Here is a 24,683-nt window from a genome sequence, read left to right on the forward strand (position 1 = left end):
GTGGCAATCACCACCTATCTTCATAACGGTAGAAAACCGACATCCCCTACTTACTATGTTCAGGGAGTAGCTCTTGGATGAGTTCAAAGGGAATAACTACCGATTCTCACCAGCCATCGGCTCTCTGAAAAGCTTATAAACCTTCTACTATTTCCAATCTTTGCTTGTTATTATTTAATTATATGCAATAGTATATCGATAAACTCGAGTTGTCAACACTAAATTTCAGTAGTGTTGCATTTATTTCTCCTGCTTGTTCTTCTATTACTAAAACAAAAAACACGAGAGTGTCTCCAAAAGTGACTTTCCCAGTCATTTTTGGAGACACCCCTACTAAACTCTATTCCAGCTGTAAATCAACCAGTGGTTTTATTTTAACTGCACAAACCTTGAATCCCGGCATCTTGCAATACGGATCCAGTGCTTGATGAGTAACTTTATTGACACTTTGCATATCCCCCCAATGCATCGGAACGAATACAGTATCCTCACGAATGTCAGGCGTTAATTTGCTTCGGACAGTAACGCTTCCTCTCTCGGATTCCAGTTTGACCAGCGATTCGTTTTCAATCCGGTATTTCTTTGCCGTTTTCGGATGAATCTCGAGAAAAGATTCAAAATGGCTGGCAGCCAAGGTGTGGCTTCTTCGTGTTTGGACACCTGTCAAGTATTGCGTTAAAACACGGCCGGTTGTTAGATAAAGCGGGAATTCCTCTGTAATTTGTTCTTTCACATGCTGATTTTCCACTGGTATGATCTTTGCTCTGCCGTCGGCATGCGCAAAAGAATGCTCAAAGAGCCGTGCTTCTCCAGGATGATCAGGAGATGGACAGGGCCAGTATACCCCTTCTTCTTGTGTCAAGCGATTATAGGTAATTCCATAATAGTCGGCTGTGCCGCCTCGACTTGCCATTCGCAGTTCGTTGAAAATCTCTTCGGCTGATGAATAAGAGAAGAACCTTTCTTTACCGAGTGCTTGCGCTATATCACAAAGAATTTCCCAGTCATGTTTCGCTTCCCCCGGCGGTGTTCTGCCGGCTTTTCGTAAGATGACGCGTCCTTCCAAGTTCGTCATGGTTCCTTCATCCTCTAGATAAGAAGAGCATGGCAAAATTAAATCTGCCATTCTTCCTGTCTCTGAAATAAACATATCTACTACAACAAGAAATTTTAACTTTTGCAAACCCTCTTCTACAAAGTTGGCATTAGGGTTGGAGACAACAGGGTTGGATCCCATAACAAATAACCCTGTTATTTCCTTCTGGTAAATTTTTTCCATCATTTCATAAGCCGAAACGCCTTTTCCAGGTAAATCTTGTTCATTTATTCCCCATAGCTTTGCTATGTATGCACGATGTTCAGGATTTTCAATAGAACGATAACCTGGAAGCTGATCTGCTTTTTGCCCATGCTCCCGTCCCCCTTGACCATTTCCTTGACCAGTAATCGCACCATAGCCACAGCCTATTCTCCCAATTTTTCCTGTTATTAATGAAAGATTAATAAAATTACGCACTGTCATATAGCCGTCCGTTTGCTGCTCGACCCCTCTTGCGGTAAATACCATCCCGGTTTGGGCTGCTCCATACGTAACGGCGGCTTTGCGGATTTGCTCGACTGTTATTCCTGTGATTTCTTCAATCTGATCAAGCCGGATAGAAGCCAGATGTTGCTTTAATTCCTCATAACCGTTTGTTCTCTCTTGTATAAACTTCTGCTCAACAAGCCCTTCATCCAGAAGCACTTTCAGCATGCCATTCGCTAAAGCAGCATCTGTGCCCGGTTTGATTTTTAAATGTAAGTCTGCAAGTTTTGCAGTAGTTGTTTCTCTTGGATCTATTACAATAATGAAGGCTCCGTTTTCCCTTGCTTTTGTAAAATAAGGCATAAGAGTCGGTTGACATTCGGCGATGTTCGTTCCTGCCAAAATGATACAGCGCGCTTGCAGAATTTCCGATAATTGGTTCGTCAGCCCGCGGTCAATCCCAAAAGCTTGATTAGCAGCAGATGCGGCTGCAGACATACAAAATCGCCCATTGTAATCAATATACTTCGTTTGCAGAGCCACTCGAGCGAATTTCCCCAATAAATAGGCCTCTTCATTCGTCAACGAGCCTCCGCCATATACGCCTAATGCATTGTACCCATCCTCTTGCTGGATTGCTGTAAATTTTTCTTTTATGATCTGTAAAGCCTCACTCCAGGAAACCGGAACAAACGCACCGTTTACGTTTAACAGCGGCTGCTTTACGCGTTCTTTCGTTACAGCATGCTGGTAGGCATTCCTTCCTTTTATACATAAGCGACCTTCTGATGCAGGATTTGGCATTGGGACGACCTTATATCGTTTTCGTTCCCCGTTTCGCTGCTCAATCAACTGCATTTTGCATTGTACACTGCAAAAAGGGCACTGTGTATCAAAGACCTTTTCCGTTTCTGTCTCTAACTGCTTAGAACGAAAATGTCTCAGCAAATCATTCATGCGCTCACCGCCTGTTTGGCCTGGATGCTGAAAATCAACCTCCATATTTGAAATTTATATTTATTGTTTCATATACTTGCTTTTTACTATATAAATCCACTTTGTTATTCCTACATATCTATCGTTTGCCACGTAGAACAAAAGGGAAACTGTGCTCTCTATAGTTTACCCCTGCATGGGCCACGAAAAGGGGTTGACCGCTTCTACGCTTAGGCGGATGCTCTTTCCTCACTATAAAAAGACGATTTTTTTGTTCAGTTGTATATAGTTCACTGAGATATCTCTATGAATTTTTGCTTTCTATCCTTATTTGTAAGCACCTCTTTCCAAGGATCATTCACACGAGAGACAGCGAGTTTCATTCGGTCTACTAATTCTTCCCGATTTTCCTGATCAAATAAGACCTCTCGAATATGCTCAAGTCCTAAACGTTTGGTCCATTTGGATGTTCTCTCTAGATAATTGGCTGTTTCTCGATAATATTGCAGAAACGCTCCTGCCATTTCAAGAACTTCCTCTTCTGTTGTAACGGTACATAATAGTTGACCTGCTTGAAGATGCGTACCGCCATTACCGCCAATATACAGCTCCCAGCCCCCGTCTACACCTACAACTCCAAAATCTTTAATCCCTGACTCCGCACAGTTTCGCGGGCAGGCTGAAACAGCCATTTTCACTTTATGCGGCGTTTGAAGACGCTCAAATTTCTTTTCTAAAGCAATTCCCAATCGAATGGAGTCTTGGGTGCCAAACCGACAATACAATGCCCCCACACACGTTTTTACTGTTCTTACTGCCTTCGCGTATGAATTGCCAGACGGCATATCTAAATCTTCCCATACCCTTGGGAGATCTTCCTTCTTAACTCCGAGCAAATCCATTCGCTGGCCGCCTGTCAATTTCACCATTGGCACTTGATATTTCTCTACAACATCCGCAATTCGCCTCAGTTCTTGCGCATTCGTAATACCGCCATACATTCGCGGAACAACAGAGTATGTTCCATCAACTTGAAGATTGGCGTACATACGCTCGTTTAACGGCTTACACTCTTCTTCATCCGTATATTCAACAGGATAGATAACACCTAAGTAATAATTGAGGGCAGGGCGACATACTGAACATCCCTCTTCGCTTTTCCAGCCAAGTACATTCATGACTTCTCTCACGTGAGTCAATTGTTTCTCTTTTATTTCTTGCATCACTTCATCCCGGCTTAATGAAGTACAACCGCATATCGTTTCTTTTTCCTCGGCTGATTCACAACGGAGCGTATGGTCTAGGATAGCATTTACTAACGGCTTGCATCCCCCGCAGGAACTGGATGCCTTCGTACAGGATTTGACTTGCTCTACTGTTGAAAGTCCATTCTTTTCAATCGCTTCCACAATAGCCCCTTTTGATACACCGTTACAAGTACAAACAATTTGATGATGCGGCATGGACGCAGCTCGGCTTTCTCCAGAACTCTCTGCAGACTCCCACGACTGCAGAACTGAAACCTTTCTTAACCGTGAAATGTTTGCTTGCTGATGAATCATCCCTAATAGTTCAGTACCTTCACTACTATCACCGAACAACACAGCTCCAACAATTGTGTCTTCTTTAACCAAGATTTTTTTGTAGATACCGTTGATTTCATCATATACCTTCAGGGATCTCATACCATCTTGTTCTACAATCTCACCAGCAGAAAATACGTCCACACCAGAAACCTTCAATTGAGTGGAAACAATCGAACCCTCGTAGCTGTCACCATCCATATTGCAGATTTTTCTAGCTAATACTTTCGCTTGTTCATAAAGAGGGGCGACCAATCCATATACTGCTCCGCGGTGTTCCGCACATTCCCCGACAGCATACACATGCGGAATATTCGTTTGCAAATAATCGTTAACGACAATTGCACGATTCACTTCTATGCTGCTGCTTTTCGCAAGCGAAACATTCGGCCTTACCCCAACAGCCATTACAACTAAGTCCGCTTCCGTTCGCGTACCATCTTTAAATCGCAGCCCCTTCACGCGTTCCCCGCCGAAAATTCTCTCGGTCTCTTTGGCCAGAAGAAAATTCATTCCTTGCTCTTCCAATGCTTTCTGCAGCAGCTTAGATGCCGTTTGATCAAGCTGCCTTTCCATAAGATAAGGATGGATATGGACTACATCAACTGACATCCCTAAATTCAATAACCCTCTGGCAGCTTCTAATCCTAATAATCCTCCTCCGATAACGGCAGCCTTTTTATATGTTTTGGCTGCTTCTAGCATCATTTCACAGTCATGAATATCTCGAAATGCCGTAACCCCTTTTTGATCCGCTCCTGGTACCGGCGGCATAAAAGGGATTGAGCCTGTAGCGATAATTAATTCATCATAAGGAACCTCTCGACCAAGATCGGAGTATACCATTTGTTGTTCGGTATCTATCCTAATAACCTTTTCTCCTGTAAACAGTTGAATATGATTTTCCTTATACCAATCCCAGTCATTAATTGTAATATCTTCAATGGACGTATCTCCTTGGAGCACTTTTGACAATAAAATTCGGTTATAGTTAGGATGCGGTTCACTTCCAAAAATGGTGATTTCAAATGATTCCCGATCAATCCTTAAAATTTCTTCTATACAACGGACCCCAGCCATTCCATTTCCTACTAGTACCAGCTGCTTCTTCCCCATGAGAACCTCCGAAGTAAAACAAAATTTTTCTATAATTTTATGAAAATATCCTTCCCTTCCACTGACACTTTATAAGTCTTAATGCATCCTGTATCCGGTTTTTGTACAAGTCCATCATGAAGACAAATTTTCCAATCATGCAGCGGACAAAACACATACTCGCTAGAAACAATCCCTTCTGATAAGGTCCCTCCCTTATGAGGACAGCGGTTTTCCACCGCCCGGATACTCCCGTCCTCAAGTAGGAATAAGGCGATTTCCTGCCCTTGTACCTCTATCGTTTTTCCGATTTTCTCCATCAAATCTGTTACTTCTGCCACTTTTATTTTTATAGCTTGCATAATAGATCCCCCTAGTTCTTAATCATCAATTGTTGATTACAGGAATATTGACTTTTTCAAACATAGAACGCAGCTTTGCATCGTCAATATGTTCTTTCCACGGATCTTTCGTTACTGATAATGATGTGTTAATACGATCAATAAGCTGTTTTCGCGTTTCAGAATCACTTAAAACCTCTTTAATATGCTCAAGACCGACACGCTCCACCCAATGAGACGTTCTCTCTAAATATTTTGCTGACTCACGATAATGCTGTATAAATGCCGCTGACCATTCAAGTACCTCTTCGCTTGTTTTCACTTTGATAAGCAGCTCGCCGCCGCGCAAATGGACTCCTCCATTGCCGCCGACATAAATTTCCCAACCGCCGTCCACTCCGACTACACCTACATCTTTAATACCTGATTCCGCACAGTTACGTGGACAAGCGGAGACAGCCATTTTCACTTTATGCGGCGTCTGAAGTCGTTCAAATCGTTTTTCCATATCAATTCCCATTTGAATGGAATTTTGTGTGCCAAATCGGCAAAAGTCTGCTCCGACGCATGTTTTTACTGTTCGCAAGGCTTTGCCGTAGGCATATCCAGATGGCATATCCAAATCAGCCCATACCTGCGGTAAGTCCTCTTTTTTAATGCCTAGCAAATCGATTCGCTGTCCCCCTGTAATTTTGACCATACGAGCTTGATATTTTTCTGCAACATCGGCAATTTTACGCAGTTCATCTGGATTTGTTACGCCCCCATACATACGGGGAACAACTGAATAAGTACCGTCATTTTGAATATTGGCATGAAAACGTTCATTGATAAAACGGGATTCCCGTTCATCTTCATGCTCTTTCGGCCATACCATGCCTAAATAATAGTTAAGGGCGGGACGGCATTTTGAACAGCCTTCCTTTTGTTCCCAATCCAAAACATGCATAACCTCTTTTACCGTAGTGAGCCCTTTTGTTTTAATGGCCTCAACGACTTCATCCCGGCTTAAAGCCGTACAGGAACAGATCGGTTCTTTTTCTACTGCCTGGAACCCTTCTCCCAATGTACACTTTAACAACTCTTCGACAAGAGGTTTACAGCCGCCGCATGAACGGGATGCGCCTGTGCATCCTTTTACCTGCTCAACTGAATCTAGTCCTTGTTCTTGAATTGCTTGCACAATCGCTCCCTTGGATACGCCATTACAACCGCAAATCAACTCGTTATCCGACATAGCTGCGACGCTGGACGTGGCAGCTGATTTGTCCGGTGTCGATGCTTTAGAAAAAATCGATTGTAACTCTGACATGTCCGCACCGCCCCGAACCATTTGGAATAATCGGGCACCATCACTTGTATCTCCGAAGAGGACAGCTCCAATAACGGTTGTTCCGCGAACTAGTACTTTTTTGTACGTACCGTTAAAATCATCCTGTACACGAAAAGCTCGAGTATCCGGCTGATCCATAAATTCCCCCGCCGAAAATACGTCCACTCCTGAAACTTTAAGTTTAGTAGATAGAATAGAGCCTTCGTACGGTTCCGTCCCTACACCGCAAATATGTTTTGCCAACACAGCACCTTGCTCATACAGCGGAGCTACCAAACCATAAACAATTCCTCTATGCTCCACACACTCCCCAACCGCATAAACATTCGGGATACTCGTTTCTAGAAAATCGTTCACAACAATCCCGCGATTTACCTCAATGCCGCTTTCCTTCGCAAGCGCAACATTTGGACGAATCCCAACGGCCATCACCACAAGATCAGCTTCTGCTTCAGTGCCATCCTTAAAACGAAGTCCTTGCACGCGGCCAGCCCCGTAAATTTCTTCCGTTTGTTTATTCATCAAGAACTTCATACCTTGCGCTTCTAGTTCTGCTTGTAGAAGTTTACTTGCTGTAGGGTCTAACTGACGTTCCATTAGATGATCACATACATGAATAACCGATACATCCATAGAAAGATTAAGCAATCCTCTTGCAGCTTCTAAGCCGAGCAAACCGCCTCCGATTACTACTGCTTTCTTATATGTTTTAGATGCCTCAATCATCGCATTACAGTCTTTGATATCCCGATAAGCGATAACGCCTTCTTTATCAGCTCCAGGTAATGGAAGCATGAATGGATTGGATCCCGTAGCGATGATCAGATCATCATACTTCTCGACGATACCACTTTCTGTATATACACATTGATTGACTGTATCGATGCGTGTTACCTGATGCCCTGCATGCAATGTGATATGATTGTCCTTATACCAATCCCAATTGTTCAAAATGATGTCTTCCATGTCGGAATCGCCAGCCAATACATAAGACAGCTGAATGCGATTGTAGTTCGGATAAGGTTCAGCCCCGAAAATCGTAATCTCAAATTCTTCCCCGGATAATTTCAAAATGTGTTCAATACAACCTACACCAGCCATTCCATTACCTATCAACACTAATTTTCTCTTAGCCAATCTCCCCACTCCCAACAAAAAATGTATGTGTTCTAACATAAAAGACAAAGCCAGACAGCTGATTGTGTCACTAGGATGCTACGCTTTAGATACATTGATTTTATATGGTAATCATTCTGAATTCATCTATCATGTCAGATTTTCTTACATGCTTTTTCAAACATAAAAATATCCTCCAAAGCATTGTTTTGTGCTTTGGAGGATATCCTTGTACAAATCAAGATAGATTCTGAGATTTGTATCAAAAGCGCTCATATCTTATATAAGTCCACTTTGTTATTCCGACATATCTATCGTTTGCCACGTAGAACAAAAAGGAAACTGTGCTCCCTCTCTCTCTCCCTGCATGGGCCACGAAAAGGGTTTGACCGCTTCTATGCTTAGTCGGATGCTCTCTCCCACCTAAAAGAAACGTTTTTATGTCGATTTTTTTTTAGTTGCATTTATATACTCATGTACATTACGCTTCTATGGCCTCGTTCTTTACCATCCATGTTTTTTTCCAAGATTGTCTGGCGATGAGCAAAACGGCGAAAGCTAAAAGTCCGACAAAGGAGTAGCAGATGAATCCTGTCGCATATGTGCCGGTTACTTGTTTAAGTGTTCCCATCAAGTTTGGTACGAAGAAGCCCCCTATACCTCCTGCCGCTCCGACAATGCCGGTAATCATCCCGATTTCCTTTCGAAAGCGTTGTGGAATGATTTGGAATACAGCCCCATTTCCCATACCAAGACATGCCATACCTACAAATAATAAGATCATAACTACATAAAATGAAGGAAGGTAGCTTACTCCGAACATACACACTGACACTACGAGGAAAAGGAAGCTAAGAACACGGGTTCCTCCTATTCGATCTGCAAGAAATCCCCCTACAGGCCGGAAAAAGCTTCCTGCCGCAACGCAAAGAGTAACAAAATCTCCCGCGCCCACTTTTGACAATCCGTACTGGTCAACAAAAAATATGCTTAAGAAGCTGGATAATCCAACAAATCCTCCAAATGTAACACTATAAAGTATACTAAAATACCAGGTATCCCTTAATTTAAAGATTTGAAAATAGTCTCCCAAAGGCTTCGGCTCCGGCTGTGACGGTGCGTCTTTCGCCATGATCATATAAGCGATAAACACGAGAGCCAATGGAATGAGCGCCAATCCTAAAACATTGTGCCACCCCATAGAAGTAGCAAGACGAGGACCGAAAAGAGTAGCGAACAGGGTTCCGCTGTTACCAGCCCCGGCTATTCCCATGGCCAGCCCTTGTAAGTGCGGCGGATACCAACGGCTGGCCATCGGAAGAGCAGCTGCAAAACTGCCTCCAGCTACGCCTAATAAAATTCCAATGCAATATAGTTCCCCTAAGCTTTTACCAAATAACCAACCCCAAAGAAGCGGCACCATGGTTACAAGCATACCGCCAATGGCTGTTTTTCTTGGACCAATTCGATCTGTTAAAATTCCTAGGATAATCCGGAAAATAGATCCGCCCAAGATTGGCAATGCAACAATCAAGCCTTTTTGAGCAGGTGATAATCCGAAGTCTTTTGTAATGAACACCCCAAGTGCTCCAATGATAACCCAAATCATAAAACTCACATCAAAATACAAAAACGAGGCGACAAGAGACGGCATATGGCCGCCTTTTTTCAAATCAGCTAATTTCATAATCATTTCACTCCTCTACAAAATGTTATTGAAGTATTTATACTATTTTTCACAATAAAACGTAACTGATGTGTCAGGAAATCTAACATACTTTTTAATAGAATGCATTACCTGAACAAGCGAATGTATATACAAGTGAATAAAAAAAACGTCTTTTTGTAGTGAGGAAAGAGCATCCGGCGGAGCATAGAAGCGGCCAAACCCTTTTCCTGTCCCATACAAGGATGAGAGAGAGGAAGCGAGTGCAGGCTGCCTTTTGTTCTGTATAGCAGCGGTTCATATGCTAAAATTACAAATCAATTATATATAGATTATAAAATTCATGATCACTCTTACATGTATATAGGCGTGGATAGCTTTCGTTATTGATACAAGTATATGTAAATATGAAGAGCAAGGCGCTCTCCACCTTGCTCTTCATTAGATACTTTGGAGGTTCTGATATTAGTATATACATAGCTTGTCTATTTGATTAGACGAGTTATCTATATAAACGCAACTAAAAAAATCGACATAAAAACTTTTCTTTTAGGGGGAGAGAGCGCAGTTTCCTTTTTGTTCTACGTGGCAAACGATAAGTATGTCGGAATAACAAAGTGGACTTATATAATTTATAGCGTTTTGATTTCATAACTTTATAAAATGTGTTGGAAAAACAAGAATGGGATATCAAGAGCAAGTGAGTACAAGCAATTTTACTTTTCTGCCATATATTATTATACATGGCAGAAAGGAGATATAGACATTGAATTGGGACAACTTAGGGTTCGTAATATGCAAACCGGATGCGGTGTACTTACATTTAGAACAAGAAATTTTATCATTTCTGCAGCAAAAAGGTTTTCAGATCCTTACTTGCAAATATGTGACTATTACACCGGATCTATGCCGACTTTTATATTGGGAGGAAGATAAGGATTACTCTGAGTGGTGGCACGAATTAGAAGCCGAATTCTTTCATTTAGGAGAAAGTTTATGTGTGCTGGTTCAAGGTACACCACAACCACCGTACAAATCGGTTTCCGAGCTGATTGAAAAAAAGTGGAAGGGGAACTTTAAGCCTGAGAACGCAAAGGAAGGGACAGTAAGGCATACGTTTGGATCAATGAATGGAATATTTAATCTATTTCACTCTGCAGATTGTACAAGCGCTACGAAAAGAGAAGCATCATTATTTTTTACGGCTGAAGAGATAGAACGATCAACATATCAAGATACTCCATACTTACTTAAACAAAAAGAGAAGCACAATCTTGATATTATAGATATATACTTCCGTATCAAACAGCAATGCATACAAGTTTCACCCATGCATCCCGAAGTGAAGAAAAGATATAGAAACTATATTGATGAGAAGCATCGTCAGGCCATGAGTGTAAGCGGTTCCATTAAGCAAATTTGGCTGTATAAAACCTTGCAGGAGGAATACCAGCTGTTTTATGCGGATATTTGCGAAGATACATTACTGAAGTGCATCATTGACTACAAACATTTTAAAAAAATAGACTATGATATGCTATTTCGAGCGTTCGTTACAGTGGGTTTAAAGCTTACGAGATGGGAAACCTGTTTGTTTAAAACGACAATGTTAGATTGGTGAGCACATTCTCGGAACCATAACAAAAAGACTTCCGAAGAGGTATAATTTTTTCTATATTCAGAAAAAAAGCATCCCTCGGGGCATGGCTATCAAGTTAAACAGAATGCGTACTACGCCAAAGACGTGGTGCGCATTCTGACTGTTGAAAAGGTTCACGACATGCGTGAACTTTTTCTTGGCGACTGACTTTTCATACGGAATAATAGCTCTTTTTCTACTTTGATATAGTATGAAAAACTAGGTCAAATAAACCTAAATAGTATAGAATTATTATGTAAATTCTATAGTTTATGTTGACAATTTAGTTTTTCAACAGTCTGAAACCTCTAATATGACTGAATTCACAACACGAAGCCTACTCTGTCTTACCTATTTCATACAAATAAAAAATATAATCCATCGAAGCCCCCGCCTCGCCCATCTGCCGCAGCATCGCCGTTATGTTTCCGCGGTGATACGTGCCGTGATTGACGACATGCTGTACAATCTCGGAAATCTTTGAATCCAGACGGCCGAATTGAGGATGCTCAAGGACAATGGTTTTATCCATGTTTTCTTGACTATCAAAAAAGGCGTTGTAGCGCTCTGCCAATTCCGTATATAGCTCTTCCATTTCTTCTGCGCTCTTCCCTTTCGTTGTCTCCATCAATTCGAACGCAATCGCCCTGACATTATCAAAGCTATCTCCAGAAATAGCCCGTAGAAAAATGGAATCCGTGATGTAAACGTGCGGGATGACAGCGGAAATCGAAGAAAACACACTTTGTATCTCCCTGTCGTACAACTCTTTCGGCAATTCTTTCAAGCGATTGAACAGCTTACGATTTGCCCATACATGATAATCGTACAGCTGCACAGCATGATGCTTCATACGAAATTCCTCCTCATGTAAAAAACTATATTGGAAACCCACCGATCAATCTCCGCCGCCGCAGCCTGAGCTGCCTCCGTCTCCTCCCGACGAACAGCCGCCGTGATCTGACGAGCAAGAAAAACAGCTGGAGCATGAACTGTGAGGTGAACCCGCGGCATACTTTCCATAATCCTTGTATTCGTTGTTCGAATAATAAAGGAACAGCGCGATTCTTTCGTTATGGTCGTCAAGCTGCTCCGCCTCCACGCGGGTGCGCACCTGTTCCATATATATGGGAGAATTGCTCTCCAAATGCCTGACGAGGCCGCTCAGCCCGTGAACGGAATGGATCTCCATTGCGTTCGGAACCTCTCCGTATTTCGGTTTCATGCTTTTTTTGATTGCGAAGAAAATTGCGCCTGCGAATCCTAGGACTATAATGTTTGCTGCTATGCTCATGGAGTCGGCTCCTCTCGCATTCTATGTATCTGCTACTAATAATTGTAAAATATTTTGGATAGTTTTGGAATATGGAAAGTCTCTTTTCGTGAAGATTGTTGCTCACAGCAGCTATTTGAACAGGACATAATCTTTTACGCTAGTTGCATACGAGAAAAAGACGTTTTTTTTATTCACTCATATATAGATTCCAGATAAGAATTGATTAGATTCTGCGCCGTTAGACTTAAATATCTTTCTTTATGATAAGCAAATACTAAAGTCCGGGTTGGACAAGAATCTAAATACATATATAAAGGGGGATTTGATAAGCGTCCTGTATAATGATTTATTACCATTTCAGGTACTAATGTAATGCCTAGTCCATATGAGGTTAAAGATTGAGCCATTTCAATACTGCTTGTCTCGTATAAAACATTAGGTTGAAATCCATTTTCCGCGCAAATTTCTAAAACCGTTCGGCGAAATCCGTATCCCTTTTTTAGCAGGATAAAAGGAGCATTTGCGAGATCTGACAGTGATATAGCTCCTGAAATCATCTCCCCTGATGCATCATGAAGCAAATTCTTTAGTTTTCCGTCCATCCATTCTTTTTGGACTCTTGGCAACGCTAGTAAAATAGGCTCTGTTAATATAGTTTGTGTAGTCAAATGTGAATCTTCAATTGGAAGAGGCAAAATTGATATATCTACCAATCCTCTCACTGTAAGATCTGTTAACTTTTCTGTTGATTCTTCTACCAAACGTACAGTAACGTTAGGATAACGCTCTCTGTATAAATGAAGCAGAGGCGGTAATATATGGCCCCCCGTAATAGCTGTTGTTCCTATTGTTAACTCACGACCTATTCCTTCTTTTTGTTCTCTCATTTCCCGTTCTAAATCCTCGTTCAGTTTTATAATTTTTTCAGCTTTATTAATAAAACGTATGCCTTCTGGTGTTGGCGTCACAGGACCGTTTCCTCTAAAAAATAAACTTACACCTAGATCCTGTTCCAATTTGGCTATTTGTTGACTAAGCGATGGTTGAGATATTAACAAGCTGTGAGCTGCTTTTGTAAAACTTTGTTTCTTATATACTTCCAATGCATATTTTAGTAAACGTATTTCCATCATTCATCCCCCATAAATAGAACCTATTATCCTCATAGATTATATATCTTAGACATATAATACTCTCTTCTGTACGATAAAGGTATTCCAAATACTAAATATACTGTTGAATGATCACCGAGTTGTATATTGGAATGCAAATGATTTGTGTTACTTGAAAATACTAAAAGCGAGGAGACCTAATGATGGAAGTGCGTAAAACAGTAAAACAAAAATTTAATGATGTGGCTATGGAGTATGATCAACAAAGAAAGGCTCTCATTCCATGTTTCGATGACTTTTATGGGATTGCAACAGAAATGATTAAAGCAGAAGATAAACCTCTATCTATCCTAGATATTGGCTCTGGTACAGGACTCTTTTCATCTTTTGTTATTCAAAAATACCCCAATGCCACTTTTACACTCATTGATATAAGCGAGCAAATGATTGAAGAGGCAAAGAAAAGATTCCAACATTACTCAAACATTACTTATATGGTTGGGGACTATACAACCTGTACTTTCTCTAACAGCTATGATGTTATCATTTCTTCTTTGTCTATCCATCACTTGAGTCATGCAGAAAAACAAGTCTTATTCCAAACGATCTACAATATTTTGAATAAGGGAGGCATTTTCATTAATGCCGATCAAGTAAGTGGAAATACTGTTTCTATCGATAAGCTTTATAAAGAAGCTTGGGAATCAAAGATACATAACAGTTATTTGTCCGAGGAAGCCATTCTTGCAGCAAAAGACCGGAGAAAGTTAGATAATAATGCACCCTTACCATCTCAGCTTCAATGGTTACAGGAGGCAGGATTCTCTGATGTAGATTGTATATATAAATATTATGAGTTTGCAGTTATGTTTGGCAGGAAATCATAACAGGACTTTTATTTAATGATTATATAAATGCAACTAAAAAAATCGACAAAAAAACGTTTCTTTTAGGGGGAAGAGAGCATCCGACTAAGCGTAGGAGCGGTCAAACCCTTTTCGTGGCCCCATGCAGTGGTAAACCATAGAGAAGGAGCGAGCGCAGTTTCCTTTTTGTTCTACGTGGCAAACGATAGGTATGTCGGAATAACAAAGTAGACTTATATATAATAAACCTCTCCCACTTACCGTTACATCACACCATCCACGCGCTTGAAGTGAGGTCCTCGCCTAATTTATAATAAAAAGCCCCTTTAGACCTTTAGTCTAAAGGGTTGTAAAAAATGCTGTTATTCTTAACGGAATAATGACCTTAAATGATTTTCTTTTCAACATGATTATTTTCATTATAGTAAGTTTCTTGAACGTAAGTGATAAATTGTTCGATCCGCTCATTTTGAGATACTTGAGCTTTTTCAACGGACTTGGCAATATCGTTAATGCCGTCTTGTAAAAGTTTCTTAAGATCGTCTTGCGGAAAAGTTTCTTTTAATGTATTAATAGTGATGTCTCTAGATTTGTTAGTACGCAAGTTAAATATATTATCTAGTTTGAAATATTGATCCAAGCTTAAACTATAGACTTGTCTTCTGCTTAGTAACAAGCTAAATGCGCTTGTATAAAGGGTAATGCTAATTAAATTGATATTACCTGAAAGAAGAAAGTTAATATGCATAAAGAGACAAGTCAGAATGGATGGAAGTGTCATAAACCCTACGATGAGAAACAAACCAACCATCACCTGAACGATGGGAATTGTATAATTAAAAAACGTTACATGTTTCAAGGCTGCCCCTTCAATAAAATACTTATAAAAATCTGGTACATTGGGTTTATCTAATGCTTTCATCAGATAATCATTAAGAAATACTCCAGGTTGAGCAAACCATGAATGTCCTGAGGAACCTGCTTCACCTAAAATCTTCGTTACTCCCGCTAAAAGCCAACCTATCCCAAATGAAATACGCATCAAAACAACTAAAGACTGAAATACATGTTTTGTAAGTTTCTTTCTTTCTGTAGAATGTAATACATCTTTAACAACTACTTCATTTTGCATCATAAATTCCTCCTAAATATTATAGAACGAAGTACATTCGTAATGATAATCATTATCAATTATTAGGGCGATGTCGTTATGTTACAAAAAAAAAATTAAAAAATATTTAAAACAAAATTAAAAAATATTAATTTTTTATCACGCTGTTCACGGAGCGTCTTCCTTATGATGATTAAAATTCTTTAATCTAAGTTGTAAATATCCTTGTTAAAGTTTAAAATCTTGCTAGCGCAGCAAGAGGAACCGGAATCCCCCACACGCGGCATCAGCCGATAAGTGGGGACAGTTCAATTGATTTTTCTATGGAAACTATTCCCCGATTGACCAGATAAGAGTGTTAATCTAAGATATGATTATAAATATAGAGATAATGATTATCATTGTCGTTATATGAAGTAAATTTGTTGGGGGAAATGGGATGCGATTGTTATTGGTTGAAGATGAGACAAAAGTGGCGCGTTTTATATCGCAAGGATTAAAAGAGCATCATTATGTTGTAGATGTAGCGAATGATGGTGAAATGGCTTCTGAGCTGGCTTATGCAGAAGATTATGATCTTATCATTGTCGACCTTATGATTCCGAAGAAAAATGGGATGCAATTGATTAAGGAATTGAGGTTGAATGAAAAAAATATTCCTATTCTTATCCTTAGTGCCAAAGATTCTGTGGTAGATAAAGTAGAAGGACTCGATTTAGGAGCGGATGATTATATGACAAAGCCTTTTGCTTTTACGGAATTATTAGCACGGATTCGGAGTCTGTTAAGACGAAATAAAGAAAAGGCATCCCCTCTTTTACAAGTAGCGGATCTGACTTTGAATCCTTCCACGAGAGAAGTGACTCGAGGGGGGCTTCATATCTTCCTTTCCAATAAGGAATATGCAATTTTGGAATTTATGATGAGAAATGCCGGTAAGATTTTGTCTCGAACCTTGATCCTAGAGCGGGTATGGATCGATGCTTATAACGTAGGAACGAATGTGGTTGATGTTTATATTAATCACTTAAGGAATAAAATCGATAAAAACTTTGATTTAAAACTAATACAAACGGTTTATAGTGTAGGTTATATAATCAAAGGAGAAGAATAAAACATCATGAAGTTTTTAAAAAGTATTGGATGGAGAATTACGTTTTGGCATTCAATTATGTTTATATTAACTTTATCCCTATTTAGCGGATTCTTATATATTACATTTTCTGATATGTTAACGAAAAAAGTTGATTCGATGCTGTCTAGAGAGCTCGGTTTAATTACATATTGTTTGGAGAAAAAGGATTCGTTTTCTGAAATTGAACAACACATAAACAGATCGTCAAATTTTGTAAGCGTTAACGAAGAAGAAATATATTGGCAAGTTGAAAATGAACGGGGGCAAATCATTGCGAGATCTCATAACTTGCATGACAACCGAATCAAACGTTCAGAAGTGTTAGAGAAGATAGATGAGAATGTTTTGGTCTGGGATACCGAGGTGAATGGTGCGCCGCTTCGTGCAATGTCAGCACCTATGAGTGAAGGAGTGTTACACTATCAAGTTACAGTTGCAACATACAGTAGAATATTGAAATTATCAATTTTGAATTTAAAAAACATCCTTTTATTTTTCACGTGCGGGTTTGTGGGGATCTCGCTGGTCATAGGGTGGCTGATTTCGAAAAAAACGTTACAGCCGATTCATCAAATAATCAGTACTACCAATCAAATTACGGCAACAAATTTATATGAACGGTTGCCTATTGAAGGACCGGAAGATGAATTGCAGAGTTTATCTAAAACTCTTAATCGAATGATTGATAGATTAGAAACTTCCTTCACTCAAATTCAGCAGTTTACTTCCGATGTTTCTCATGAACTTCGCACTTCCTTAACAATTATGCGAGGAGAATTGGAAGTTTCTTTAAATAAAAACAGATCAGAAGAAGAATATAAACGTGTCTTACATACTGTTTTAGAAGAGGTCATCTATTTATCTGATATGGTAGAAAAATTCTTATACTTATCGAGAAATACTTCAAATTCAAATCAGATAGAGCGAAAAACAGTGGATGGAATATTCTTATTCCAATATGTCAGGAATCATTTATTATCATTAATCATGAAAAAACAGATTGAATTGCATATTCAAATACCTGATCGATTCACTCTATACGGGGATGAAGATCTCTTACGAAGATTATTTATTAATTTGATGGAAAATGCGATTAAGTACACTCCAGAAGGCGGAACAGTGGAAATCAAGGCATGCAGTAAGGAACAGTTCATTCACATTGAAGTAATTGATCATGGGATCGGGATTCCAGAGGAACACTTGCCTTTTATTTTTCAGCGATTTTATCGTGTGGACGATTCTCGATCAAGAAGTCAAGGAGGAACTGGATTAGGATTGTCTTTATGTAAATGGATTGTAGAGGTTCATAAAGGAACGATTGAGGTTCATAGTAAGCCTGATGAAGGAACTAGAGTGATTGTAAAGCTACTTGCTAGTTAATCAATACTATATACAACTGAATAAAAAAACCGTCTTTTTTAGTGGGGCGAGAGCATCCGGCGACGTGCGGAAGCGGTCAAACCCTTGCAGTGGTCCATGCAAGGGTAAACCATAGAAATGTTGATATTGATCCAAAATAAAAGAACCGATTCGTGGTTCTTTTGTGTATCTTATAAAACTAACGCCCCTACTTGTTTTACACTTACCATACACGCATTCTTGTTCTACCATCATTTTCATCTGTAATATATTCAAGGTTCCCATACTCCAGCTCTAGTGCATTTTTATATAATTTTCTAGTAACTTCTTCATTCTTACAATATATTGTTGTATAAGAACAGTCAGCTATCAATACAATTAGTTCGCAATCACTATTCACAAATTCTTCATACATGGTTATTTGAGCTGCATTTTTCCCTTTTGGAAAGCCTTTTACATCTACAAATATTAAGTAATAACTTTCACTATTTATCAGATTGTGCATTGTTGAACCATCTATAATCTCTTGCTCATCAGGAAAAAAAGGAATATCTAGTTGGTTATCAGCAACCAAATATGATTCTTCAGGTTCAACTAGCCAGTTTAAAGCAGTAATATCAGAGGGTTTTAATATATCTGCAAGATGTTGTCCATAGTCATTTGGAATCTCAAACGTAATACCTCTCACCATTAACTCACCACTCCCCCCAACTTATACTTTTACTTATATTCTATATATGTAAGTTGTTTTTGAATACAATAATTCTTGTTCGGCTAACATCCCCGGCTCGTTGTACAAAAAAATCAACAATATTCTTTAAACAGAGCCTATGATTTAAAGGAACTCTAAAGTTCCTTTAAAAATTTTCTGAAAAATTAAAAAATATATTGCATATGGTATCGTTTTATGTAAAAATAAAGGTAAGAAAATTCACAATATCGTCACAACTATACGCGATATAGCGTTGACAATGAGAAGGGAGTTTTGATAGCTTATGACAGAATTCGTGGTAGGGATGGCATTATTTTCTCCTTTTTTCTTATTACCTGTTATGTTGGGTCAATACTTTAAGCATTCCACAGCAGAGCCTTGCTTGAAATCTTAAAATGTAAGCACTTACAATAAATACCCATCTAAATAAACCGAAAGGGAAGTTAGTGAAAATAATGAATGAGGAAATAATGTAAGCGACCTTGTCATTCTAATCAGGATGAATAAGGTCGCTTACTGTCGTTGTAAACTCTTTTTTAACTGTTTAGTTGGAATACCTTTTTATTTCGTAATACGTATTTTATAGGTCTTTAAGATTCACTTCAAAATTCCCCGCAGGTCTATTCATGCCGGCATCTTTTTTCCGATAAGGAATCGGGGGAAGAAGTTTTATAGAAAGTACAAACCGGCCATAAAAATCAAACCTGACCAGATGAGGGCTGTGGCGCAGAATCCCATGATATCGCGTACGCCAAGTCCCGCAATTGCCAAGGCCGGCAAAGCCCAGAACGGCTGCGCCATATTCATCCAAGCCTCGCCATAAGCGATTGCCATAGCTGCTTTACCTAAATCTGCATCCAGCGCTTGTGCAGCCGGCATTACAAACGGTCCTTGTACAACCCAGTGCCCGCCGCCGGAAGGGACTGCAAAGTTAACTAGGCCAGAGCTAAGAAATGTAAGTACAGGAAATGTACTCTGATTCGAAATATGAATAAACCAGTTCGTAATGATACCGCCAAGCCCGGAATGCTCCATCATAATTTGAATGCCTGCATAGAAGGGAAACTGAATCAAGATCCCTGCAGTGCCGCGGGCTGCATTTTGGACAGCACGCATATAAGCCATGGGTGTGCCGTGCAAGATGATACCAGCGATAAAAAAGATTAAATTTACGATATTAATATTTAAATCGAATCCTTTATTCATGAAATAATAAACCAGGTAAACTGTCCCAAAAGCGCCGATTATATAAGCCAAAATTCTGCTTTCCTCAAGCTTTTCAGCAATCGTAGCCGTATCACTCAACTGTTTTTGTGTGGAAGGTTCTTCTTTTAAGAGAGCCGGATCAACCTCTACATAATCTTTCCTCATCATCATTTTCGTAAGAAACGGAAGCGTGATGATAAGCGCTAGCGTAATAACAATATTATAGGTGCTGAACAAAGTGTGTGAAATCGGAATGAGGCCTACTGTTTTTTCCAGTGGATTTCCCTTTGTTGCCGCGACCAATGGAATAGAACCGGACAATCCGCCATGCCATGTTAAAAACCCTATGTATGCGCTTGCAATTAATAAGCGATAATCAGATTTAGGAATGCGGCGCGCCACTTCACGTGCGAACATCGCACCGACAACTAAACCGAACCCCCAGTTCACAATACAAGCAACTGCTGATGCAAAGGTCACGAGCATTACTCCCTGTGCCGGTGTCTTTGCAATAGAGGCCATTTTCCCTAGACCTTTACGAATGAGGGGAGAACTAGCCAAAGCATGACCTGTTACTAAAACGAGGGCCATTTGCATCGAAAACGCGAGAAGATTCCAAAAGCCGCCTCCCCACATTTGCACCATCTCCATCGGTCCGTGGGGTGTTATCGTAATACCTAGTCCAAATACAAGGATTGTTAAAAGCATTGCAAAAACTAGCGGGTCTGGCAAATACTTATTGACTACAGCAGTAAAAAATTTCGAAATTGCCCCTACCAACGTAATCCTCCTCCATCATAGATTGCGGTTGGAATAATTACTTAATCAGGTGAAAGAAAAGGGCCCTTTTTTCTTTCTCCTGCTTATATCATCCCGTTCTATCCGCTTTACAGATTCATTGTTTTAAAGATTACTTGCATAATATACAAGTTAATCTCTCAACCATTGTTCTATTCGTCCTTTCCCCCACAATAAGCTTCATTTTTATCCTGTCATCCGTGACAGCAGTCTTACGCCCACCGCAATCCCTTCATTATAATGACAGGAATTAAATTCTTATTTTGGAAAATTATATATAAATAGAACATTCACTAAAAATTATAAGGAACAGGAGATCATTAGTAAATATAAATTTTATAAATATTTTTAATTTTTAATCTTTATTACGTACTATATTTTACATCATGATGAAATCTAAATCTGCCCAGTCACTAGAAAAATACAAAACAAAACAATAGACGAACAGATCTCTATCTCGGAAGAGCTATTCGCCTATTTATATAAGTCCAGTTTGTTATTCCGACATATCTGTCGTTTGCCATGTAGAACAAAAGGGAAACTGCGCTCTCTCCCTCTCTCTCTCCCTGCATGGGTCACGAAAAGGGTTTGACCGCTTCTACGCTTAGTCGGATGCTCTCTCCCCCTAAAAGAAACGTTTTTATGTCGATTTTTTTAGTTGCATTTATATAGCTTTGAACGTTCCTTCAATATCGTGTTCTAACCCTCTTTTGTATAAATGCTATGAACATCTATATCATTACCTCTTCATTCCCCCTTTACAAAAAGAAAAAGCAGCCATGAACGCTGCTTTTTCTCGTTACGCTATGAAATTTTTATCAAAACTTTTCTTTCTTGTTGACGGATACACTCTTTCTTTCGTTATATTCCATGTTGTCTCGATCAGTTTAGCAAAATATAGGACGAGCAAAAGGCCGCCTAACGAACAGAGAACAGACACAGGAAAAATCCATACAGAGGAAAACTTAGAGAAATAAGGGACTAACGAAACCGCCACAACAGGAGCCGCTTTTAACTTGAGAATATGTATCATAGAGACGATAAGTACACAAGTGATAAAAAAGGTTACGATTCCAGGGGATAGCAGATGTAATATGCTGCTGCATGTTACACCTATAACTGCAGCACATATAATTTTTAGTAATTCTCTATTACTTATACTATGACTCATAAAAAAGTAGCTAAATGCCCCTAATGTGGGATAGAACAGCATCTGAAATATAGAAGTTTGAAAGGACTCCCAGTACACAAACGTGAGATAGAAACAGACCATAAGCAACTTAATAAACATGCACCACTCTCCTATACTTAATAGTTCAGTTATCCATACTATTTTTATAGTAATTCTGATAATTACAGTAACTACTATAATTGAATAAAAGATATTAAGTCAATAATATTTAGAAATCAAGAATATTTAAAAATGAGATATAATTATATAAATCCATCTTAATTTTCCGACATATCCAAACTCGTTCCATATACGCATGCAACACAGGTAAACATTTTCTATGAAAATGGGAGTTCCGCGTTTACACGAATATCTATAACATGCAACTGTACAGCGGACATCTTGAAGGGACTGGCCACTTCTACATGCGGATGCTCTAGCCCCTCCCACAAAAAATAGGTTTTTTTCATCCAGGAATGCGGTAGTCATGCTCGTTTCTTATGTCGAATTTTTAAATTGGACTTATATATTTGTTGTAAGATTTCCATAACATTTTAATCTATTGACAAATAAATGGTTTAGAAGCTAAACTATTTATATGAATAGTAAAAATTCTGAACAATCAAACAAAAAATATAGTACGCAAACAGGAAGCCGTAATCTAGGTCGTTTATTTATGCAAATCAAGCGACTTGAACGTCATCCCCGCACCTTTGGAGATGCAGGACCATTGACTCCAAGTGAAATTCACACGATCGATGCTATTGGTTATGAAGGCAGTATCCTCATGAGTGAGCTCGCTGCCCGTCTTAGCATAACGAAAGGTGCAGTTACTCAAATTTTCAGTCGCTTAGAAACAAAAGAACTTGTTAAGCGCTCCCCTCACCCGGATGATTCTAGGGCCGTAATGGTCTCACTTACTGAAAAAGGAAAAAGTGCTTACAGAGCCCACGAAGAATTACATCTAAGTTTTTACGCAGAGCTTAACGCCCAATTAGACGAAAAGGAGATCGAAATTTTCGAGAAATGTATTCAAAAATTAAATGAGTTTTTGCAAAAGTAAATTTTTTTAACAAATAGTTTAGTATCTAAACCATTTTAAGGAGGAGTTTTTATGAAAGCAAGAGCTACCGTTCTATCTGAAAACAGCGTGTTTAGCAACCTTGGTGCTATGGCAGAACACGGTTGGGCCGTTTTTTTAGAAACAGATCAGGGAAATTTTCTTTTTGATACCGGTCAAGGGAAAGTCTTACTTAATAATGCAAAAGTTTTTAAAAAGAATTATTCAAGCATTAAAAGAATTTGGAATTGAACGTCTTGGGGTTTCTCATTGCACAGGATTCCAAGTAGGTGCTCAGCTTAATCGTGAATTCGGAGAAAAGTTTTTTTATTGTAACGTAGGCACCGTTGTGGAAGTGTAGCATTTTGCAGCTCTGAAACTCAATGAAATAATAGAAAGGCGGGAATACCGCTTTGACAGAAAAAATAATTGTAGTAGGCGGTTATGGTCAGGTAGGGCAAGTCATTTGTAAAGAGCTAGGAGAACTGCATCCAGGTAAAGTATTTGCTGCTGGCCGAAATTTTGAGAAGGCAGAACAATTTTCTTTACGTACAGGGAGAAAGGTTTTGCCCCTAACTTTAGATGTTCATGAAAGGCCATTTCCAATCGATTTACTAGAGGGAGTTTCACTCGTTATCATGTGCCTCGATCAGCAGGATACCGAATTTATTCAGCAATGTGTAAAACAAAAAGTGAATTATATTGATATTACAGCTTCGTATACCTTTTTATCGGAAGTGCAAAAAATAAAGCCCGCAGAATCCACCATTGTTTTAAGCGTTGGTTTAGCGCCTGGATTAACTAATATGCTGACAAAACAAGGAACACAAGCAATGGATCAAGTCAATTCTGCAGATATTTATATTCTACTAGGGTTAGGAGAACAACATGGCCGTGCAGCTATTGAGTGGACTGTCGACACTCTAAATGCTGTTTATTCCGTTAGGCATAATGGCAAAAAAGAACAAGTGGAAAGCTTTACAGATGGTAAATATTCCGAATTTCCAGCGGGACTTGGCCGGAGAAAAGCTTATCGGTTCAATTTTTCGGATCAACATGTTTTACCGACAACATTAGGAATTCCTTCTGTATCTACTCGTCTCTGTTTCGATTCAGCAATGATGACAAGCTTGCTTGCTGGACTCAAAAAAACTGGATTGTATCGGCTCTTGCAACAACCCTTCATTCGAAGTAGGGTAGTCAACCTCTTTGAGAAATCCCATTGGGGGTCAGAGATATATGTAATTATGGTAGATGCTGTAGGCTTGATCGATGGTAAAAGTGTGAACTATCGAGGATCTATTTATGGACAGAAAGAATTTGATATTACAGGGAAAGTGGCTGCGTTTGTCGCAAAAAATATGTATGCAAAAGAATTCCAACCCGGTGTTTTTCACATGGAGGCGTTGTTTCAACCAACTGAGCTATTTGAAGATTTAGGGGATCTAATTACTATTGATGAAAGATTTGAAACGACTATTTAATGAATGAATAGAATGACGGTTGCATGTTAAGGGAAAGTTAAGCTTTTTGTCCGATAATACGAATAATTTCATATTGTACCTTTCCCATTGAGCAGACAGCTATTTTAGCTGTCTGTTTTTTTATTGGCAGCAAATTCGATCACTTAAGCAAAAGTTAAG

18 protein-coding genes are annotated in these 24,683 nt (G+C 39.3%); 7 read left to right on the forward strand and 11 right to left on the reverse strand.

Going from position 1 to position 24,683, the window contains the following annotated elements; translation table 11 throughout:
- Nucleotides 1-340 precede the first annotated feature (340 nt).
- The 5 genes from nasC to H540_RS0126405 all read right to left on the reverse strand — a co-directional run bounded on the left by nasC (nt 341) and on the right by H540_RS0126405 (nt 9,616).
- A complete protein-coding gene (gene nasC, locus H540_RS0126385) occupies nt 341-2,482 on the reverse strand; it encodes an assimilatory nitrate reductase catalytic subunit NasC (protein ID WP_028403123.1) in 2,142 nt (713 codons plus the stop codon).
- Nucleotides 2,483-2,751: 269 nt separating this feature from the next.
- On the reverse strand, nt 2,752-5,160 hold the full coding sequence (gene nirB, locus H540_RS0126390; RefSeq protein ID WP_028403124.1) for a nitrite reductase large subunit NirB: 2,409 nt from the start codon (nt 5,158-5,160) through the stop codon (nt 2,752-2,754).
- A 29-nt stretch (nt 5,161-5,189) separates the two neighbouring features.
- Nucleotides 5,190-5,501: a nitrite reductase small subunit NirD gene (gene nirD, locus H540_RS0126395; RefSeq protein ID WP_028403125.1), complete on the reverse strand. Its 312-nt coding sequence runs from the start codon at nt 5,499-5,501 to the stop codon at nt 5,190-5,192.
- Nucleotides 5,502-5,526: 25 nt separating this feature from the next.
- Nucleotides 5,527-7,950 (reverse strand): nitrite reductase large subunit NirB, encoded by a 2,424-nt coding sequence (nirB, locus tag H540_RS0126400; protein WP_028403126.1) that lies wholly within the window; start codon nt 7,948-7,950, stop codon nt 5,527-5,529.
- 460 nt (nt 7,951-8,410) lie between these two features.
- Nucleotides 8,411-9,616 (reverse strand): MFS transporter, encoded by a 1,206-nt coding sequence (locus tag H540_RS0126405; RefSeq protein ID WP_028403127.1) that lies wholly within the window; start codon nt 9,614-9,616, stop codon nt 8,411-8,413.
- Nucleotides 9,617-10,361: 745 nt separating this feature from the next.
- Here H540_RS0126405 and H540_RS0126410 point away from each other — a divergent pair.
- The gene (locus tag H540_RS0126410; RefSeq protein WP_028403128.1) at nt 10,362-11,216 is read left to right on the forward strand and encodes a nucleoside-diphosphate kinase; all 855 of its coding nucleotides are present in this window, start codon (nt 10,362-10,364) and stop codon (nt 11,214-11,216) included.
- Between the two features lie 355 nt (nt 11,217-11,571).
- Here H540_RS0126410 and H540_RS0126415 read toward each other — a convergent pair whose 3' ends face one another.
- From H540_RS0126415 to H540_RS30980, 3 genes are all read right to left on the reverse strand, one after another.
- A complete protein-coding gene (locus H540_RS0126415) occupies nt 11,572-12,087 on the reverse strand; it encodes a DinB family protein (RefSeq protein ID WP_028403129.1) in 516 nt (171 codons plus the stop codon).
- A 45-nt stretch (nt 12,088-12,132) separates the two neighbouring features.
- Complete coding sequence (locus H540_RS0126420; protein ID WP_028403130.1) at nt 12,133-12,528, reverse strand: hypothetical protein; 396 nt, start codon at nt 12,526-12,528, stop codon at nt 12,133-12,135.
- Between the two features lie 173 nt (nt 12,529-12,701).
- Entirely contained in the window at nt 12,702-13,640 is a 939-nt protein-coding gene (locus H540_RS30980) for a LysR family transcriptional regulator (RefSeq protein WP_034672000.1), read from the reverse strand.
- A gap of 185 nt (nt 13,641-13,825) precedes the next feature.
- Here H540_RS30980 and H540_RS0126430 point away from each other — a divergent pair, with 185 nt between their 5' ends.
- Nucleotides 13,826-14,509 carry a class I SAM-dependent methyltransferase gene (locus H540_RS0126430; RefSeq protein WP_425388188.1) on the forward strand — a complete coding sequence of 228 codons (684 nt, stop codon included), beginning with the start codon at nt 13,826-13,828 and terminating at the stop codon, nt 14,507-14,509.
- Nucleotides 14,510-14,873: 364 nt separating this feature from the next.
- On the opposite strand, the gene H540_RS30985 is transcribed toward H540_RS0126430, so the two are convergent.
- A complete protein-coding gene (locus H540_RS30985; protein ID WP_155891157.1) occupies nt 14,874-15,623 on the reverse strand; it encodes a TQO small subunit DoxD in 750 nt (249 codons plus the stop codon).
- Nucleotides 15,624-16,038: 415 nt separating this feature from the next.
- Here H540_RS30985 and H540_RS0126440 point away from each other — a divergent pair, with 415 nt between their 5' ends.
- Both H540_RS0126440 and H540_RS0126445 read left to right on the forward strand, forming a co-directional pair.
- On the forward strand, nt 16,039-16,713 hold the full coding sequence (locus H540_RS0126440; RefSeq protein ID WP_028403132.1) for a response regulator: 675 nt from the start codon (nt 16,039-16,041) through the stop codon (nt 16,711-16,713).
- A gap of 6 nt (nt 16,714-16,719) precedes the next feature.
- Nucleotides 16,720-18,114, forward strand: coding sequence for a sensor histidine kinase (locus tag H540_RS0126445; protein ID WP_028403133.1), 1,395 nt, complete (start codon nt 16,720-16,722; stop codon nt 18,112-18,114).
- Between the two features lie 202 nt (nt 18,115-18,316).
- Here H540_RS0126445 and H540_RS0126450 read toward each other — a convergent pair whose 3' ends face one another.
- Nucleotides 18,317-18,784, reverse strand: a complete 468-nt coding sequence (locus H540_RS0126450) for a DUF2691 family protein (RefSeq protein ID WP_028403134.1) — start codon at nt 18,782-18,784, stop codon at nt 18,317-18,319.
- Nucleotides 18,785-19,474: 690 nt separating this feature from the next.
- Nucleotides 19,475-20,791, reverse strand: coding sequence for a TIGR00366 family protein (locus H540_RS0126455; RefSeq protein ID WP_028403135.1), 1,317 nt, complete (start codon nt 20,789-20,791; stop codon nt 19,475-19,477).
- A 1,865-nt stretch (nt 20,792-22,656) separates the two neighbouring features.
- On the opposite strand from H540_RS0126455, the gene H540_RS0126465 reads away from it, so the two are divergent.
- The 3 genes from H540_RS0126465 to H540_RS0126475 all read left to right on the forward strand — a co-directional run bounded on the left by H540_RS0126465 (nt 22,657) and on the right by H540_RS0126475 (nt 24,524).
- Nucleotides 22,657-23,043, forward strand: coding sequence for a MarR family winged helix-turn-helix transcriptional regulator (locus H540_RS0126465; RefSeq protein WP_155891160.1), 387 nt, complete (start codon nt 22,657-22,659; stop codon nt 23,041-23,043).
- Nucleotides 23,044-23,094: 51 nt separating this feature from the next.
- Nucleotides 23,095-23,292, forward strand: a complete 198-nt coding sequence (locus tag H540_RS0126470; RefSeq protein WP_028403138.1) for an MBL fold metallo-hydrolase — start codon at nt 23,095-23,097, stop codon at nt 23,290-23,292.
- A 161-nt stretch (nt 23,293-23,453) separates the two neighbouring features.
- On the forward strand, nt 23,454-24,524 hold the full coding sequence (locus H540_RS0126475; RefSeq protein ID WP_028403139.1) for a saccharopine dehydrogenase family protein: 1,071 nt from the start codon (nt 23,454-23,456) through the stop codon (nt 24,522-24,524).
- Nucleotides 24,525-24,683 lie beyond the last annotated feature (159 nt).

The organism is Ectobacillus panaciterrae DSM 19096 (genome assembly GCF_000430785.1).
In the GTDB taxonomy this organism is placed as follows: domain Bacteria; phylum Bacillota; class Bacilli; order Bacillales; family Bacillaceae_G; genus Ectobacillus; species Ectobacillus panaciterrae.